We start from the raw sequence: 17,489 nt of genomic DNA, 5'->3' as shown, positions 1-17,489 counted from the left end.
GTGGCCATCGTTGCAAATGTTTTATGACCTATTTTGGACGAATACCATGTCTACACTCAAACACACCCCATTGCATGCCAAGCACATCGCCTCCGGTGCGCGTATGGTTGATTTTGGCGGCTGGGATATGCCCGTGAACTACGGTTCGCAAATCGAAGAACACCACGCCGTGCGTAAAGATGCAGGGATGTTCGATGTCTCGCACATGCGCGTGGTTGATATTCACGGAGCCAAAGTGCGCGACTTTTTGCGTTATGTTTTGGCGAACAACGTCGATAAAGTACAAACCTCCGGCAAAGCCCTGTATTCATGCATGTTGCGCCCCGAAGGCGGCGTGATTGACGATCTGATCGTTTATTTTTTTGCTGAAGACTACTTCCGCTTGGTGGTCAACGCCGGCACGGCAGACAAAGACATCGCTTGGCTGAATGAACAAAATAGCGCCGGTGTTTACGGTTTAACCATCACCCCGCGTCCCGATATGGCACTGATCGCGGTACAAGGCCCGAATGCCCGCACCAAAGTGTGGCAAGCCCTGCCGTTTATCCAAGCTGCATCCGAATCGCTCAAACCGTTCAACGCTGCGTTCGTCGACAACGACGGTGCACAGTGGATGATCGCACGCACCGGCTACACCGGCGAAGATGGCTTTGAAATTGCCTTGCCCGCCCATTTGGTCGAAGTCACTTGGGACGCATTGGTCGCCGCAGGTGTCCAACCGGCGGGTCTGGGCGCGCGCGACACTTTGCGTTTGGAGGCCGGTATGAATTTATACGGTCAAGACATGGACGAAACCGTTAGCCCGCTGAACGCAGGTTTGGCATGGACGGTGGATCTCAAATCCGAACGCGATTTCATCGGCAAAACCGCTTTGGTCAAGGATGGCGCAACGGCGCAAGTCGTTGGTCTGATTCTGCTCGACAAAGGCGTTTTGCGCGCACATCAAGTGGTCCATACCGCACACGGCGCAGGCGAAATCACCAGCGGCACCTTCAGCCCCACCATGCAGCAATCCATTGCCATCGCGCGCGTGCCGGTGGGCGTCGCACTGGGCGATACCGTACAGGTGGCGATTCGCGACAAACAATTGGATGCCAAAGTGGTCAAGCTGCCGTTTGTGCGCAATGGCGCTATTTTGGCAACCGTTTAAATTTGATTATTTAATTTTTTAACCCAACATCAGCAGTAACTGATTGATTGAATCAACACACCCAACAAAGAGGAGAACATCATGACTTCACCCGCACAATTGAAATACGCATCCAGCCACGAATGGGTTCAGGATTTAGGCGACGGCGTATTTGCCGTCGGCATTTCCAACCACGCACAAGAAGCCTTGGGCGACATCGTATTTTTGGAATTCCCTAAAGTCGGCCGCGTGGTCAAGGCCGAAGAAGCTGTGGCCGTGGTCGAATCGGTTAAAGCCGCCAGCGACATCTACGCGCCGATCTCCGGTGAAATCGTCGAGACCAACGACTCGTTGGCTGACACGCCGGAAAACGTCAACAGCGACGCCTTCGGTAGCTGGATGTTCAAAATCAAAGCGGCCAATCCGGCGGATGTAGAAGGCTTGTTGACCGCCGAACAATACGAAGCGGAAAACGCGTAATTGCGGTTTTTTACACTCATATGCAGTCAATACCTTGTCTGCATATGAGGTTCTGTTGCGATCAATAGGATGGATTGATGCGTACATTAAAGCTTTTGGTGATATGGCTGTTGTTGAGTTTTGGTCTGACGGCGCACGCGCAAAGCACTTCTGCAGATGAGGAAGTGATGATGAAGCGCGCTCATGAGATCGGTGTGTTTGTTCAACAAAATAACGCACAAGGTGTTGTTGACTATACCGACGATGCCATCAAAAATCTCGTTGGATATAAGACTTTTTATGCCATGACGAGTGCCGCTATGCAAGCCCTCACAGAGGATGGCACCGTTGTTAAAGAGCTCCAATTTGAAAAGCCATGGCCCGAGATCCAAGGGCAGAACCGAGTGTTCCGCTTAATACCTAAAGTGCAGACTATGTCGATGAGTAACCACACAGGAAGAATGAATGGTTTCTTTTTGGCTGTTAAAAACAGTGATGGTGTTTGGAAGTTTGTCGAAGGGTCGGGTTTAGCCAAAAATCCCAAGTTGACCGAATTATTGTATCCAGATCTACCTAAAGATACGAAATTTCCCGAAGTGAAGCTTGAAATCATCGACGGTTCTGAATAAGTCCAAATCTATTCAATTTGTTAATTATTTTTTAAGGTGTGTTTGATCATGACCTCCACCACTTTCACCAATCGCCACATCGGTCCGAACGAAACCGAGCAGGCGCAGATGCTCAAGACCTTGGGCTACGATACCTTGGACGCATTCATTAATGCCGTCGTTCCTGTGAATATTCGCCGCAAAGACTTTGATTTGGGCGCGTTCGGCGCGGGCTTGTCTGAGGAAGCCGCGCTCAAGCGTTTGCGCGCGCACGCCGCACAAAACACCGTGAACACCAGCCTGATCGGGCAGGGTTACTACGGTACCTATACGCCTGCGGTGATTTTGCGCAACATCCTCGAAAATCCGGCGTGGTACACCGCGTACACGCCGTATCAGCCGGAAATTTCGCAAGGTCGTTTGGAAGCCTTGCTCAATTACCAGCAGATGGTGATGGATTTGACGGGGATGGACATTGCCAATGCTTCGATGCTGGACGAAGGCACGGCGGCGGCAGAGGCGATGACCTTGGCGATGCGCCAATCGAAAAGCGATTCAAACGTGTTTTATGTGGCCGCAGACATTTTCCCGCAAACCCGCGAAATCATCGAAACCCGCGCCAAGCCGCTGGGCATCGAGGTGCGCACCTGCGTCAGCGGCGAGGAAAGTTTGAACAACGACTGTTTCGCCGTGCTGGTACAGTACCCGAGCGCGAGTGGCGAGACCGTTGACTACAGCGCGTGGGCGGAAAAACTCCATGCGCAGGGCAAAACCATCATTGCCGCGACCGATTTACTCGCCTTGACTTTGCTCAAAGCGCCAGGCGAATGGGGCGCGGACATTGCGATTGGCAATTCGCAGCGCTTCGGCGTGCCGTTTGGCTTCGGTGGTCCGCACGCCGCATTCATGGCAACGCGTGATGCGTTCAAACGCAGCATGCCGGGTCGTTTGGTTGGCGTATCGGTCGATGCGCAGGGCAAAAAAGCCTTGCGTTTGGCGCTGCAAACCCGCGAACAACACATTCGCCGCGAAAAAGCGACCTCAAATATTTGTACCGCGCAGGCTCTGCTGGCGATTATGGCGAGCATGTATGCGGTGTATCACGGCGCGGATGGCTTGAAACGAATCGCCCAGCGGGTGCATGCGCTCACTTCGGCGGTGGCGCAGCAGTTGACCGCGCACGGTGTGAAGCTGGTTAATCAAACGTGGTTTGATACGTTGATGGTGAGCGTCAACAACGCCGCAGACATTCATGCGGCCGCGTATGCCAAAGGTCTGAATTTGCGCGTGATCGATGCGCAGCACGTCGGTATTTCATTTGACGAAACCAGCGATTTGGATACGGTCAATGCGGTGTTGGCGCTGTTTGGCGCGGCGCAACTGAATGAAGTGCCGTCGCTCAATAGCATTCCTGCCGAGTTGGCACGTACCAGTGCCTATTTGACCCACCCGATTTTCAACTCGCATCATTCCGAGCACGCCATGCTGCGCTATTTGCGCTCATTGGCCGATAAAGATCTGGCGCTGGATCGCAGTATGATTCCGCTCGGCTCATGCACCATGAAGTTGAACGCGACTTCGGAAATGTTGCCGATCACTTGGCCGGAATTTGCCAATATCCACCCGTTCGCGCCCGATGCGCAGACCGCAGGCTATCGCAGCATGATTGCCGAATTGGAGCAGATGTTGGTTGCATGTACCGGCTACGCGGCGGTGAGCTTGCAGCCGAATGCTGGTTCGCAAGGCGAATACGCCGGTCTGCTGATTATCCAAAAATACCACGCCAGCCGTGGTCAAGCGCACCGCAATATCTGCCTGATTCCATCCTCTGCGCACGGCACGAATCCGGCCTCAGCGTCGATGGCCAATATGCAAGTGGTGGTCGTGGCGTGCGATGATAAAGGCAATATCGACGTGGATGATTTGCGCGCCAAAGCCGAACAGCACAGTGATCACTTGGCCGCGCTGATGATCACCTATCCGTCCACGCACGGTGTGTTTGAAACCCGCGTAACCGAAATCTGCGACATCGTGCATCAACACGGTGGTCAAGTCTACGTCGATGGCGCGAACATGAACGCGATGGTCGGTCTGTGCGCGCCGGGGCAGTTTGGCGGCGACGTATCGCATCTGAATTTGCACAAAACCTTCGCTATTCCACATGGCGGTGGCGGTCCGGGCGTAGGGCCGGTTGCTGTTGGCGCGCATTTGGCCGAGTTTCTGCCGAATCTCACCAGCGTTGGTTACGAGCGCAATCCGAACGGCATCAGCGGCGTATCCTCTGCGCCGTATGGCAGCGCGGGCGTATTGCCGATCACCTGGATGTACATCGCCATGATGGGCGCAGCCGGTTTGACCGAGGCGAGTAAAGTCGCCATGCTCTCGGCCAACTACATCGCGCACGCGCTCAAAGACGACTTTCCGGTGCTGTATTCGGGTGCCAACGGATTGGTGGCGCATGAATGTATTCTCGATACGCGCGGCGTGAAAGACACGGCGGGCATCACCGTGGATGATATTGCCAAACGCCTGATGGATTTTGGCTTCCACGCACCGACCATGAGCTTCCCCGTGCCGGGCACGCTGATGATTGAGCCGACCGAATCCGAACCGCTGGAAGAACTCGATCGTTTCATCACCGCGATGAAAACCATTCGTGCCGAAATCGCCGCAGTCGAAAAAGGCGAAATCAGCAAGGATGACAACCCGCTCAAACACGCGCCGCATACTGCGCAAATGCTCATGAGCGCCGACTGGGCGCACCCGTACAGCCGCGAACAAGCCGCCTATCCGGTGGACAGCTTGCGTCAGAGCAAATACTGGGTGCCTGTGGCGCGCATTGATAACGTCTACGGTGACCGCAATTTGTTCTGTGCGTGTGTGCCGGTGAGCGAATATTAAGGCAATGCGTTATTGGGCAGATGGTTTATCGTAAGTCCGCATCACAAGCAAAAGGGGCAAAACCATTGGTTTTGCCCCTTTTGCTTGGCATACCTTGTATCTACATTGTACGCACAGTGGTTTTTAGTCTTGCTGAATGCCCGCCAATGACCATTGGTCAGGGTGGTTGCTCCATTTGGTGAAGTGCCACACTTCGGAGAAAGGCTCCGCCATGACCTGATCGCTGCATTTGCTTTGACCTGTAAAGCGCACGGAACCGATATCGTGCGTGCCTTCGGTGACGATATTTAACACGGTGGCGTTCAATTGTGTGATCTCGGTGGTTTGCTCAGTGTTGCCGCGTTCCATGATTTGCAATTGTGCCTCGGCGAACATTTCCGGCGTGAGGAAACGGCGCAAATCGTCAAGATCCTTTTTGTCATTGGCCGCTTGCAGGCGGATGAAAAAGCTTTTGGCAATGCGCAAAAATTCATCTTGATTGACATGGCTGGCCGTGCTCGTCACTTGGGTTTGAGCGGTGGAGCCGGTGTCGGTTGCAAACGGTGATGAGCTGCGCGCGCTTGGTTCGGCTGAACGGTTGTAACCGTGGGCTCCTGCCGCTTGCGGTTGTTTTGCACGAAACAGGTTCAACGCCATGCGCAACAACATGAAACCGAGCCATACCATTAACAATAAAGTGACCATGCTGGCAAAGCCTTCGCCCAGACCAAAGTGCGAGAGCAAGGCGACAATACCCAAAGCAGAGGCAATGCCGACCAACGGCCCCATCCAGCGACGAGCGGCACTGGGTTTTTGGGCGTTGTTGGGTGTGCTGGCGTTCGCTTGCGGATTGCGCGCAGGCGTGTTGGCCGTTGGATTTTGGGCAGAATTCGGGGTGGTTTGCTGCGTGGTGCGCTGCATACCGCTGGATTTTTTACCTCCCAGTCGAGCGGCTTGCGCCTCATCGATCACGCCCACTAAACTGATTACGGCGACGCTGAAGGCGACAACGGCATGTTTAAACAATGATTTCACTCATAGACTCCTTGTATCAAAAAACAGCTCATTTGGATTGAGCAATGTGGGCATTGTATCTGAAGTTGTTTAAACCCGTATGCGCTGCCCAAATAGCGGCTTGATTTACTCCATCACAGGCTGCTCGTTTGCGTCGTCAGAACCAAAATGCTGCAATGGTTTCAAGATCAATCCGATTGTCACCAGCGATAGCAGCATTGCCATCCCAAAGACCGCACGGTGACCGAAAGCGTCGGTCAGCCAGCCGCCAATCAGATGCATACTGCTGGCAGCGATGACAAATAGCGTGGCTTGGAAGGTGTAATCCACGCCGGCGTAGGCGCGGCGGGCATAATGCATCATTGCGGCAAATAAAATGACGGTGGACATGGTGTCCACCACCGGCTCAAACAAACTGACTGCCCACCATAGACTCGGCGTGGGCGGCAGATAGGTCAAGGCGGCATAGCCCATATTGGATAGCAGTTGCATACAGGCGAGCAACAGCAGCAGTTTTTGATAATGCTTGCGCTGCCAACGCCATAAAAATCCGGCGAATAGTCCCGCGATGCCGCCAAAAATAATCGCATAGTTCGCAGCCTGACCGATGGTGGCTTTGCTCATGCCATAATCCACGGCAAAAGGGCGTACCACGGTGGAAATCAAGCCGTGGGGCAGTTTGTACGCGATCAACAGCAGCAGCCAATACGGCACGCCCGTTGTGCGCACAAAGCCTTGGATGATGCGCCACAATGATTGTGCCTTGTGTTCGGACGGTGACTGCGTTTGACTCGTTGAGCGGAGCGAATGGTGCAATGCCGCATCGCGTCGCCACCACAATTGATACAGCACCGGCAGATAACCCATCGCCAAAATCAGCACAATCAATTGCATACCGCTTTGCCAGCCCAACTCGGAGTAATGGCTCAAAAATAGGCCGCCGCTGATAAGCATACCCAGCTTGTAGGCCACCACTTGTAGGCTGTTGGCAAAGCCGCGCTCTTCATCGTTCAGCAGGCGCACAGTCAGGCCATCGGTGAGGATGTCTTGACTGGCCATGATGAAATTGGCCATTAACAGCAGAATCAATACCATCAGGGTGGTTTTCTGCTCGGTAAATGCGGTGGCGATCGGCTGAATACTCAGAGCGAGCCAGCATAAAGCAGTCAGAATGAAGGATAAGCCGATGTAGCTCGCCTTGCTCGGTGATTGATCCAGCACGCGCGACCAAAGTAATTTCACCGACCACGGAATACCGATCAGGCTAAATGCGGAAATCCAGATTTGTGCCGCGCCTTGCTCGCGCATCAGCACGGGTAGGGTGTAGGCGATCAGACCGCCGGGCAATCCTTGCGCGAGATACAGCCCGGCAATCAATAGGTATTTGTGCCACAGCGTAGCGGCAGGTCGTGAAACGCGATTCATGCGGTGGTTTATGGTTGGGGCGTCTTGGCCTTGAACCACGGATTCGGCGTGGTTTTGCCTTCGGTCGGATAGCCCTTGCTTTGGGCGTATTGGCGCAGATGGGTTTGGCGTTGTGCGGTATCGGGGTGGGTGGCGAGCCATTGCGGTAGCCAGCGGCGTGTGCTGTGGCTACTCTCTTCGTCCGCCAAAAGCTGGTACATCTCGATGCCGCCCGCGACCGTGCCGTAGTGCGCGTGTAGCGTGCCGAGCGCGGTTTCGTCGGCGGCAGTTTCTTGCTCGCGGCTGTAGGAGAGCATACCGAGCATGAGGCTTTGGTCGATCGCGCTTTGTTGGCCGAAAATCGCAGCGCGGGCGAGCTGAAGCATTGCGGTTTGGCTGACAGCCTTGAGTGAATCGCGGTGCTGCAAATGCGCCATTTCATGCGCCAATACCATGCTCAGTGCCTGCTCGGTCGGGGCTTTTTCGAGCAAACCTTGCATGACGACGATATTGCCGCCGAAGGTGGCGAATGCGTTTACGTCCGGCTCGGGACTGACGTGGACTTTGACCTGCATCCCGTCGGGTAGATTCATGTTGCGCGCCAGTTGGTCGGCCAGACCTTGTAGTTTGTCGTCCGTGTGCGTGCCTTCGAGCAAAGCCTGCGCCAGCGGCGCGAGGTAGCGTTGTTCATAGGCATACGGTAAATATTGGCCGATGCCCCAAGCCAATGCGCGCGCAAGACCAAATAGGATGAGCAAAAGCAAGCCAACTTGCACCAACAGTTGCCACAGTTCGCGCGAGGCCGGCTCGTGCGTGATGTTGGGGTTGTGTCGCTCGTCGAGTTTGGGATTTTCAATCTGCATGGTATCGGTGTTGTTTATTAGGCAGTGGCGGTGGTGCGGTCTGTCGCTGGCGTTTCGGACGGTGGCAGATAGCCTGCCGTACCGAATGCCATGGCTTCCACGGTTGAGGAGCTGGAGGCGTCTTTGTTGATCGAGGCGGTGGTGAATTTGACGTTGTAGATGATGTTTGCGCCTTGCTTTTGGGCGTTTTCTTTCATGCGCAAAATCGCTTCGCGTCGTGCGCGATCCAGCAGGCTTTCAAATGAGGCGACGTGTCCGCCAAACAGGCTGCGCAGCCACGCGACGAATTGCTTGAAATAATCCGATGCGACCACGACGCTGCCCATCACCAATTGTGCGTTTTGTAGTTCGGCGGGCGGCTCTTTTACGCTGGTGAGCAGGATGTGGCGCAAGGCTTCTTCGCGCGCCAAAATGCTTTGGTAATGTTTGCGCTCGGCGCGTCGGCCAAAGAAAAAGCCGAGCAGCATCATGCCGATAAAGACGATCAATTGAAACAGTGCATCCATGTTTAATCTGCCGAGTGGAGCGGTTCAATCACCACGGCGCTGCCGTAGGCAAAAATCTCGGCTGCACCGGCGGTGATCGCCGAGGTGGAAAAGCGGATATTTAAAACGGCGTTGGCGCCGAGTTGGCGTGCCTGTTCCTGCATGCGCGCGATGGCCTCTTTGCGTGACTCTTCGAGCAACTCGGTGTAGCCGCGCAATTCGCCACCGAACACGTTTTTCACGCTGGCCATGAGGTCGCGTCCGGCGTGTTTGCTGCGCACGGTGGAGCCTTGCACCAGACCCAGATGTTTGACGATGCGGTGTTCGGGCAGGGTTTCTAAATTACTCAGTAGCATGGGTTTTCCTTGGTTGAATGATGGGTTCATTATACATTCCTCGGTCTGTTTTGTTTCGCTATGGGGTTGTGGGATTGCATGGCAATGGTTTTTCCTGAACAAGCGAGGGGTTGCACCAAAATATTTCAAAATACATCAGTTGCACCGATTTAGACGCGGCCTTGTGTTATTTTGGGCTGTTGGGTGCTCCGACATGAATTTACCATGCACGCGTTGATTGGAATCTCGCTGTCGCGAGGTGTGGATTGAATGTCTGGATAAGGAGCCTATGGTGGAGTCATCGAATCAAGCGGTGAGTATTAGTCAATTTTTACAGTTGCAAAGTGGCGTTGATGTGATGTTTTTGCTCATCGGCTCTGTAATGGTGCTGGCGATGCACGCAGGCTTTGCTTTTTTGGAGCTGGGTACGGTGCGTCGCAAAAATCAGGTGAATGCGCTGGTGAAAATCTTGGTGGATTTTTGCGTGTCCACTTTGGCGTATTTTTTGGTTGGCTTTGGCATTGCGTATGGTGAGCACTTTTTCGGCAGCGCACAGACGATGGTGCAGAATAACGGCGTGGAGCTGGTGCGCTTTTTCTTCTTGCTCACGTTTGCCGCGGCGATCCCGGCGATTATTTCCGGTGGGATTGCCGAGCGCGCGAAATTTTTGCCGCAGGTGATCGCAACTTCCTTGCTGGTCGGACTGATTTACCCGATTTTTGAGGGTATGGTGTGGCACGGCAATCTGGGTGTGCAGGGCGTGTTCAAGGCATGGTTTGGCGAGGAGTTCAAGGATTTTGCCGGTTCGGTCGTGGTGCATACGGTCGGCGGCTGGATGGGCTTGGTCGCGGTGCTGTTGCTCGGCTCGCGTCGTGGACGCTATTCGAAAGAAGGGCGTGTTGCGGCGCATCCGCCGTCCAATATTCCGTTTTTGGCTTTGGGCGCGTGGACGCTAACGGTTGGCTGGTTCGGCTTTAACGTGATGAGCGCACAAAAAATCGCCGACATTTCCGGCTTGGTCGCGGTGAACTCATTGATGGCGATGGTGGGCGGGACGTTGGCGGCTTTGGTCGCGGGCAAAAATGACCCGGGTTTTATCCACAACGGTCCTTTGGCAGGCTTGGTCGCAGTGTGCGCCGGTTCGAATTTGATGCACCCCATCGCGGCTTTGTTCGTGGGTGCGGTTGCGGGTGCCTTGTTTGTCTATATGTTTACCCTGACGCAAAACCGCTTGAAAATCGACGATGTACTCGGTGTGTGGCCTTTGCATGGTCTGTGCGGCGCTTGGGGCGGCGTTGCTGCGGGGATTTTCGGGCAAACGGCGCTCGGTGGCTTGGGCGGCGTGAGCTTTTTCTCTCAATTGTTCGGTACGCTGTTGGGTATTGTGGTCGCGGTGTTGGGCAGTGCACTGGTGTATGGTGCGCTCAAGGCAACGATGGGCATTCGTTTGACGCACGAAGAGGAATATAACGGCGCGGATTTAAGCATTCACAAAATTGCCTCGACTTCGGATGCGTGAGCGAATACTTATACTGCATCAGCCCCGATTGCACTCGGGGCTTTTTTGTACCCTTATGAGCTTAAGGAAGCACGGAATAACCCCTACCGTCTGCGCTGGTTGGTTGGCGCGATGAGTAACGAGGCGTGGCGCGCAGTCTATGGTCATTCCCTAGACAAGTGTCACAACAAAGTTAATCACGCGCCAATCACCAGCCCTTCGGGTTCTGGCAAAAAGCATCCAGAACTTTGTTGCAGCATAGGGGCTGTCGTAGAATAACTACGACCCCTATCCTGCGCCGCGTTCTGAATGTTTTTGCTCAGAACGCAGACTGGTTTGGATTGTTCCGTGCTTCCTTAAATAGCCTGCAAAAAGATGTGAAGAATGGGGTGGCAAAAGTGGGCAAAAAAATCGGCTTTGGTCGTTAATTCAATGCTTTGCGGATAAATGCTGTGGTATAATGCGCGGCGTTGTTTAAAGGCATTTTGTCTATTTTTTAAACAGTTGCAAGTGATTTTAAGCACGGCTGATCGGTTTTTTACGGAATCGCCCATCGGTCATCATCATTCAACGTGAATCCATGCGAGGCATGGGTTGCGGCTTGATTCAGCAGTTATTCATTCATTATTTGTACAGGAGCATGGCAACATGGCAATCGAACGCACTTTATCTATCATCAAACCGGACGCAGTGGCAAAAAACGTCATCGGTCAAATTTACAGCCGTTTTGAAAACGCGGGCTTGAAAATCGTTGAAGCGAAAATGAAACATTTGAGCCAAGCCGATGCAGAAGGCTTCTACGCAGTACACAAAGAGCGTCCTTTCTTTGGCGACTTGGTGAAATTCATGATCTCCGGTCCGGTGATGATTCAGGTGTTGGAAGGCGAAAACGCCGTTGCCAAAAACCGCGAATTGATGGGCGCGACCAATCCGAAAGAAGCCGCTGCCGGTACCATCCGCGCGGATTTCGCCGAATCAATTGATGCGAACGCGGTTCACGGCTCTGATAGCCTCGAAAACGCTGCCATCGAAATCAAATATTTCTTCGGCTAATCGTAGCAGTCGGATGAATCGGACGATTCGTTTGCCGTTTGATGAAGTGATGACGTAAACATTCGGTCGCCGCTTCATTGGGCTGAATGAGGGCAAACGATATCCAAAAGGCGCGGCGCGGTAGGCTCGCGCTTTTGGTCTTTTTAGGCGAACGCAGTATCCGCTGTTTTATTGTGGTTTTATCGTGGTTTTTCAGTTGGTTTTGGCTCGATTGGCTTCGGTTCGATTTTTTCAATTCGACGAATGCGCCGAATGGCTTAAGTGATTTATGACAACGCACACCAATTTACTCAATTTTGATGCCAAGGGCATGAACGAATTTTTCGCTCAGATGGGCGAAAAGCCGTTCCGCGCGCGTCAAGTGCTGCGTTGGATTCACCACATGGGCGCGCAAAACTTCGAGCAAATGACCGATTTGGCCAAATCTTTGCGTGCGCGCTTAGAGGCTGAATGCAGCTTACCCCTGCCGACGATTTTGAGCGATCACGTCTCGACCGACGGCACGCGCAAATGGCTGACCGATGTGGGGCAGGGTAATGCGGTGGAAACCGTCTACATTCCCGAAACCTCGCGCGGCACGTTGTGCGTGTCCAGCCAAGCCGGTTGCGCGGTCAACTGCCGCTTTTGCTCCACGGGGCATCAAGGCTTTAATCGCAACCTGACCACGGCGGAAATTATCAGCCAACTGTGGTGGGCCAATCATGCGCTCGGCGCCGATCCGAAAGGCAATCGCGTGATTACCAACGTGGTGATGATGGGCATGGGTGAACCGCTGCTCAACTACAACGCGCTGGTGCCTGCACTGAACCTCATGCTCGATGACAACGCCTACGGGCTGTCGCGTCGCCGCGTCACGGTCTCGACCTCCGGCGTTGTGCCGATGATGGATCGGCTCAAAGAGGATTGTCCGGTGGCATTGGCTGTGTCCTTGCACGCGCCGAACGATGCGCTGCGTGACGAGCTGGTACCGTTGAACAAAAAATATCCGCTGCGTGAGCTGATGGGCGCGTGTTTGCGCTATTTGGAAAAAGCGCCGCGTGATTTTGTGACCTTTGAATACGTCATGCTGCGCGGGGTCAATGACAGCGTGGCGCAGGCCAAAGAGTTGGTTAAACTGGTGCGCGATGTGCCGTGCAAATTCAATCTGATTCCGTTCAATCCGTTTCCTGAGTCGGGTTTGAAAGTGTCTTCGCGCGACCAAGTGCGTGCGTTTGGCGAAGTCTTGCTCGAAGCAGGCATCGTCACCACCATTCGCAAAACGCGCGGTGACGATATTGACGCGGCGTGCGGGCAATTGGCCGGACAGGTGCTGGATCGCACACGGCGCAACGAACGCGCGGCGGAGCAAAAATTGATTTTCACCCCGCGACCGACCAATGTGATTTCGTTTGAGCAAATGCAATCGCAGATTGATGCGCTCAACGACACACCCCATGTTGCATCGAATGCAGGTGAGCGCTCATGAATATCCGCGCGCACTGGGTTCGATTCGCTTTGGGTTTGAGTCTGCTGAGTGCGACAGGATGGTTGAGCGCCTGTGCGAGCACGAATGCCAACAACGCTCAGGCGCAGGCGCGGGTACACACCGAGTTGGCGGCGCGTTATTACCACGCGGGACAAGTGGCCGTAGCGGTGCAGGAGGCGCAAATCGCACTCGATAGTGATGCGGGCTATGTGCCGGGGCATACGTTGTTGGCCTTGATCTACGCGCAATTGCGCCAAAATGCACAGGCCGATGCACATTTTCGTCAGGCGCTGAGTTTGAGCGAGGCGCAGCGTTTGCCCACCAGCGACTTGCGCAACAGCTATGCGTGGTATTTGTGTCAAACCGACCGTATGGCGCAAGGTTTGAACGAATTGTCGCCGGTGTTGCGCGATCCGCTGTATGGCAGTTTGGACAAGGCTTTGGTCAATGCCAGCGTGTGCGCGGCGCGCCTGGAGCAGTACGAGTTGGCCGATTCATACATCAATGCGGCACTGGCGATGCGACCGGACTTTGCCACGGCGTATCTGTACCGTGGACATTTGGCGGTGCAAAAATTGCAATGGCGTGCGGCGCAAGCGGATTGGCAAATGACGCAAAAACTATTGGGTGATGCGCTGGAAACGCCGGAAACGCTGTGGCTGCTCGCACGCATTGAGCATGGCTCGTCAAACAGACGAACGGGTGCGGCAGAGCGGCTGCAAAAGCAGTTCCCCGCGTCGCAAGAGGCCAAATGGCTGCGTGCCGAACAATGGCAATGGTTTTAATGGTACTAACCCCTATTTTTAGAACACATCTGGATCATATTGGACAATGAGCATGGATAATCCAACCAATTTCACCAACGAAGCAAGCCCATCCGCACAGAGTTTGGGGCAGTATTTGGCCAAAGCACGCTTGGCCAGCGGTTTATCGATCAGCGACTTGGCGCAGCGCACCAATCGTCCCGCTGCCTATTTAGAGGCTTTGGAAGCCGATGATTTCACACCTTTCAATACGCCGGTGGTACTGCGCGGGATTGTGAGCCAATACGTCAAAGCGGTCGGCGCGGATCAAGCGCAAGCCATGGCCTTGCTGCCGAGCCAATTCAAACCTGCCAGTGCATTGGCCTCGGTCGGTATCAAAGAAGGGCAAAAGCCGATCAAGCAAACCGCCAGCATGGGGCGTTCGGGACTACCGAAATTGGGCTTGGTGTTGCTGAGTCTGCTTGTGTTGGCCTTGTTGGCCTACTGGGTTTTTGGCGCACGCCTGTTCAAAGGCCGTGACGACGCGCAAAAACTCACACCGCCGAACCAAGTGCAAGTGGCCACACCGCCGGCGCAACCAGCCGCAACACCAGCGCCAGAAACGGCCAATACCACGGCGCCTGCCGCGCCTGCCGCAGCAGCACCTACAGACGCAACCGCCACACCTGCAGCAGCAACAGCACCTGCGGGTGACACCCTCAATCTCAAATTCCGTGGACCGGTTTGGGTGGAAATCAAAGATGCGCAGGGCAAAATTCTGTTGACCGGTTTGCAACAACCGGACACCGAGCAAAATGTTCAAGGCGAAGCGCCACTGCGCGTCAAATTGGGTGACGGCACCAAAGTCGATATGAGCTGGAAAGGTCAGCCGTATGACTTAGCACCATTGCTCAAAGGCCGCAATACCGTGGTTCGCATTGAGAACCTACAATAATTGACAATCAATCATCAGGAGTGATTATGGGCGTTCAAGTCGGCATCGGCGCACGCAACCACACACACGAAGTCGTGGTGCGCCACGGCACGTATCAAGTCATCATCGGCGGCACGCATCCGGTGGTCGTGCAATCCATGACTAACACCGATACCGTTGACGCACTCGGCACCGCAATTCAAGTCAAAGAGCTGACGCAAGCCGGTTCCGAACTGGTGCGCATCACGGTCAATTCGCCCGAAGCCGCGCAGGCCGTGCCATATATTCGTGAAAAACTCGACCAAATGGGCGTGTACACCCCGCTGGTGGGCGATTTTCACTACAACGGTCACAAACTACTGACGCAATACCCCGACTGCGCGCAAGCCCTGTCCAAATACCGCATCAATCCGGGTAATGTCGGCGCCGGCTCCACCCGCGACGACAAATTTGCCCAAATGATCGAAGTTGCGGCCAAATACGACAAAGCCGTGCGCATCGGCGTGAACTGGGGCAGTCTCGATCAAAAAGTCCTCGCACGCATCATGGACGAAAACCACACACGCGCGACACCGTGGACGGCGCAGCAGGTCATGGTTGAGGCATTGATTACCTCCGCGCTCGAATCCGCGCAAGCTGCGGAAAACATCGGTTTGGGCGCGGACAAAATCGTGATTTCATGCAAAGTCTCAGCCGTACAAGACTTGATCGCCGTGTACCAATCGCTCGCCCAGCGCTGCGATTACGCATTGCACCTCGGTTTGACCGAAGCGGGCATGGGCAGTAAAGGCATCGTCGCCTCGACCGCCGCCTTGTCGGTATTGCTCCAGCAAGGCATCGGCGACACCATCCGCATCTCGCTCACGCCCGAGCCGCATGGCAAACGTGAGAAAGAAGTGATCGTCGCACAAGAAATTTTGCAAACCATGGGCTTGCGTCAATTCACCCCGATGGTCGTGGCCTGTCCGGGCTGCGGCCGCACCACCAGCACCGTGTTCCAAGAGCTGGCTGACAGCATCCAAAACTATTTGCGTGCGCAAATGCCAGTGTGGAAAGATATCTATCCGGGCGTCGAATCCATGACCGTTGCGGTAATGGGCTGTGTGGTCAACGGGCCGGGTGAGTCGAAACACGCCAATATCGGTATTTCATTACCGGGTACGGGCGAAACGCCGGTCGCGCCGGTGTACGTCGATGGCGAACGCGTGAAAACGCTTAAGGGCGATGGCATCGCCACCGAGTTTCAGGCGATTGTGGAAGAATACGTTAAGCAAAAATACACGGTATAAAGAAATTTGACGGGGTTGTTGTAAAAACTAACGCACACCGATGTGTGTTAATGAAACAAAAGGGTTGCGGGTTATTTAAAAAATTCAATCAAATGATAATTTAAAACATGAAACTAAAGTCCATTATCGGTCTATTGTTTTTGCCAGCATTGGTTTTCACTGTTCAGGCGGCTGAGTTTCCTCTGTGTTTGAATGGAGATGGTTGTGGTTTTTTAAATGCAGATGGTACGTGGAGGAAAACAACGGCTTTTGATGAGGTTGGAGAGTTTTCGTCCGATGGACTTGCTCCTGTTAGACAAGGCAATAAGTGGGGTTTTATTAATTTGCAAGGACAAATTGTGATCACTCCTCTTTATGATCGAGTTTGGGAACATGATTCGAATGATTTGGCCATGATTGAGTTGAGATGGAAAAGGGGATTTATTGACAGAGAGGGCAATCTGGTCATTCCGCCGCAGTTTGATATGTCTTATGGTTTTGCTCCAAATGGTTTGGCGGCCGTAAAGAAAAATGGTAAGTGGGGATATATAGATTCACGAGGTGAAATTAAGATTCCATTCGTGTTTCAGGAAACAACGGGTTTTATGTCCAAAGATCGCGCCCTTATTTACGAGCAAAATAAAGTTGGCGCAATTGACATGAAAGGTAATATTGTTATTCCGCCCAAGTTTGAATCGTTATGGCGTTTTGGTGTCAATGGTTTGGCCTCGTTTAAGCAAAATGGTCAATATGGCTTTATTGATCGCAATGATCGCATTCTTATTAAGCCGCAGTTTGAAGATGCTTATGTGTTTGAGTCGAATAATTTAGCTCTTGTGAAACAGGGTGGTTTATATGGTCTAATTAATACACATGGAAAATTCGTTGTTAAGCCACAGTTCGAACAAGCACACTATTTTCAAAGTAATGGGTTTGCGGCTGTACAGAAAAATGGTTCGTGGGGATTTATCGATCGCAATGGTCAATTGGTAATTTCTCCTCAATTTGATTATACAAGCGGCTTTACCTCAAATAACCTTGCTCAAGTTTCTGTTGGCGGGAAATGGGGGCTTATTGACACTAAGGGGCAATTTGTAATTGAACCTGTTTATGAAAAGATCATAAAATTGAGTGATGAGTTTTATAAAGCATTGAGATCAAACACATGGACTGTTTACTACAAGTCCCAAAAAGTATTTGTTTCATCGCAATAAAAATCGATTGAAGCTCGTCGGGCGCAATTAGCGGTTTATGCGCATTGCGCCGCATGTGTTTCAATAAATGGGTGGCATAATCGAGACATACGGCGCAATGCACCTTCGGTTTATTGCGCCCTACAATTTTAGTAAAA

General features: G+C 53.3%; 16 protein-coding genes. 11 read left to right on the top strand and 5 right to left on the bottom strand.

What is annotated here, in order from left to right; translation table 11 throughout:
* Nucleotides 1–46: 46 nt before the first annotated feature.
* The 4 genes from gcvT (at nucleotide 47) to gcvP (ending at nucleotide 5,097) form a co-directional block, all read left to right on the top strand.
* Entirely contained in the window at nucleotides 47–1,150 is a 1,104-nt protein-coding gene (gene gcvT / locus ACZ41M_RS07265) for a glycine cleavage system aminomethyltransferase GcvT (protein ID WP_464731799.1), read from the top strand.
* 78 nt (nucleotides 1,151–1,228) lie between these two features.
* The gene (gcvH, locus tag ACZ41M_RS07260; protein ID WP_464732180.1) at nucleotides 1,229–1,609 is read left to right on the top strand and encodes a glycine cleavage system protein GcvH; all 381 of its coding nucleotides are present in this window, start codon (nucleotides 1,229–1,231) and stop codon (nucleotides 1,607–1,609) included.
* A 77-nt stretch (nucleotides 1,610–1,686) separates the two neighbouring features.
* Nucleotides 1,687–2,217 carry a hypothetical protein gene (locus ACZ41M_RS07255; protein WP_464731800.1) on the top strand — a complete coding sequence of 177 codons (531 nt, stop codon included), beginning with the start codon at nucleotides 1,687–1,689 and terminating at the stop codon, nucleotides 2,215–2,217.
* Nucleotides 2,218–2,265: 48 nt separating this feature from the next.
* The gene (gene gcvP / locus ACZ41M_RS07250; RefSeq protein ID WP_464731801.1) at nucleotides 2,266–5,097 is read left to right on the top strand and encodes an aminomethyl-transferring glycine dehydrogenase; all 2,832 of its coding nucleotides are present in this window, start codon (nucleotides 2,266–2,268) and stop codon (nucleotides 5,095–5,097) included.
* A 123-nt stretch (nucleotides 5,098–5,220) separates the two neighbouring features.
* Here gcvP and ACZ41M_RS07245 read toward each other — a convergent pair whose 3' ends face one another.
* The 5 genes from ACZ41M_RS07245 to ACZ41M_RS07225 form a co-directional block, all read right to left on the bottom strand.
* Nucleotides 5,221–6,111 (bottom strand): Tim44 domain-containing protein, encoded by an 891-nt coding sequence (locus ACZ41M_RS07245; protein WP_464731802.1) that lies wholly within the window; start codon nucleotides 6,109–6,111, stop codon nucleotides 5,221–5,223.
* A gap of 105 nt (nucleotides 6,112–6,216) precedes the next feature.
* Nucleotides 6,217–7,515, bottom strand: a complete 1,299-nt coding sequence (locus tag ACZ41M_RS07240; RefSeq protein ID WP_464731803.1) for an MFS transporter — start codon at nucleotides 7,513–7,515, stop codon at nucleotides 6,217–6,219.
* 8 nt (nucleotides 7,516–7,523) lie between these two features.
* Nucleotides 7,524–8,357 carry a M48 family metallopeptidase gene (locus ACZ41M_RS07235; protein WP_464731804.1) on the bottom strand — a complete coding sequence of 278 codons (834 nt, stop codon included), beginning with the start codon at nucleotides 8,355–8,357 and terminating at the stop codon, nucleotides 7,524–7,526.
* Between the two features lie 17 nt (nucleotides 8,358–8,374).
* The gene (locus ACZ41M_RS07230; RefSeq protein WP_464731805.1) at nucleotides 8,375–8,863 is read right to left on the bottom strand and encodes a YbjQ family protein; all 489 of its coding nucleotides are present in this window, start codon (nucleotides 8,861–8,863) and stop codon (nucleotides 8,375–8,377) included.
* Between the two features lie 2 nt (nucleotides 8,864–8,865).
* Entirely contained in the window at nucleotides 8,866–9,198 is a 333-nt protein-coding gene (locus ACZ41M_RS07225; protein WP_464731806.1) for a YbjQ family protein, read from the bottom strand.
* A 337-nt stretch (nucleotides 9,199–9,535) separates the two neighbouring features.
* Between ACZ41M_RS07225 and ACZ41M_RS07220 the strand changes: the two genes are divergently transcribed.
* From ACZ41M_RS07220 to ACZ41M_RS07190, 7 genes are all read left to right on the top strand, one after another.
* Nucleotides 9,536–10,696, top strand: coding sequence for an ammonium transporter (locus tag ACZ41M_RS07220; RefSeq protein WP_464732181.1), 1,161 nt, complete (start codon nucleotides 9,536–9,538; stop codon nucleotides 10,694–10,696).
* Between the two features lie 627 nt (nucleotides 10,697–11,323).
* The gene (gene ndk / locus ACZ41M_RS07215) at nucleotides 11,324–11,728 is read left to right on the top strand and encodes a nucleoside-diphosphate kinase (RefSeq protein ID WP_464731807.1); all 405 of its coding nucleotides are present in this window, start codon (nucleotides 11,324–11,326) and stop codon (nucleotides 11,726–11,728) included.
* Between the two features lie 268 nt (nucleotides 11,729–11,996).
* Nucleotides 11,997–13,193: a dual-specificity RNA methyltransferase RlmN gene (gene rlmN, locus ACZ41M_RS07210; RefSeq protein ID WP_464731808.1), complete on the top strand. Its 1,197-nt coding sequence runs from the start codon at nucleotides 11,997–11,999 to the stop codon at nucleotides 13,191–13,193.
* Nucleotides 13,190–13,978, top strand: coding sequence for a hypothetical protein (locus ACZ41M_RS07205; protein ID WP_464731809.1), 789 nt, complete (start codon nucleotides 13,190–13,192; stop codon nucleotides 13,976–13,978). Before rlmN ends, ACZ41M_RS07205 begins: the two co-directional genes overlap by 4 nt.
* A gap of 52 nt (nucleotides 13,979–14,030) precedes the next feature.
* Nucleotides 14,031–14,891: a helix-turn-helix domain-containing protein gene (locus ACZ41M_RS07200; protein ID WP_464731810.1), complete on the top strand. Its 861-nt coding sequence runs from the start codon at nucleotides 14,031–14,033 to the stop codon at nucleotides 14,889–14,891.
* A 26-nt stretch (nucleotides 14,892–14,917) separates the two neighbouring features.
* Nucleotides 14,918–16,159 (top strand): flavodoxin-dependent (E)-4-hydroxy-3-methylbut-2-enyl-diphosphate synthase, encoded by a 1,242-nt coding sequence (gene ispG, locus ACZ41M_RS07195; RefSeq protein ID WP_464731811.1) that lies wholly within the window; start codon nucleotides 14,918–14,920, stop codon nucleotides 16,157–16,159.
* A 107-nt stretch (nucleotides 16,160–16,266) separates the two neighbouring features.
* Nucleotides 16,267–17,352 carry a WG repeat-containing protein gene (locus ACZ41M_RS07190; protein WP_464731812.1) on the top strand — a complete coding sequence of 362 codons (1,086 nt, stop codon included), beginning with the start codon at nucleotides 16,267–16,269 and terminating at the stop codon, nucleotides 17,350–17,352.
* Nucleotides 17,353–17,489 lie beyond the last annotated feature (137 nt).

The sequence above is a fragment of the Puribacter membranae genome, from assembly GCF_055380425.1.
Note: the sequence above shows the minus strand (reverse complement) of the source record. Positions and strands in the feature narration are given on the sequence as shown.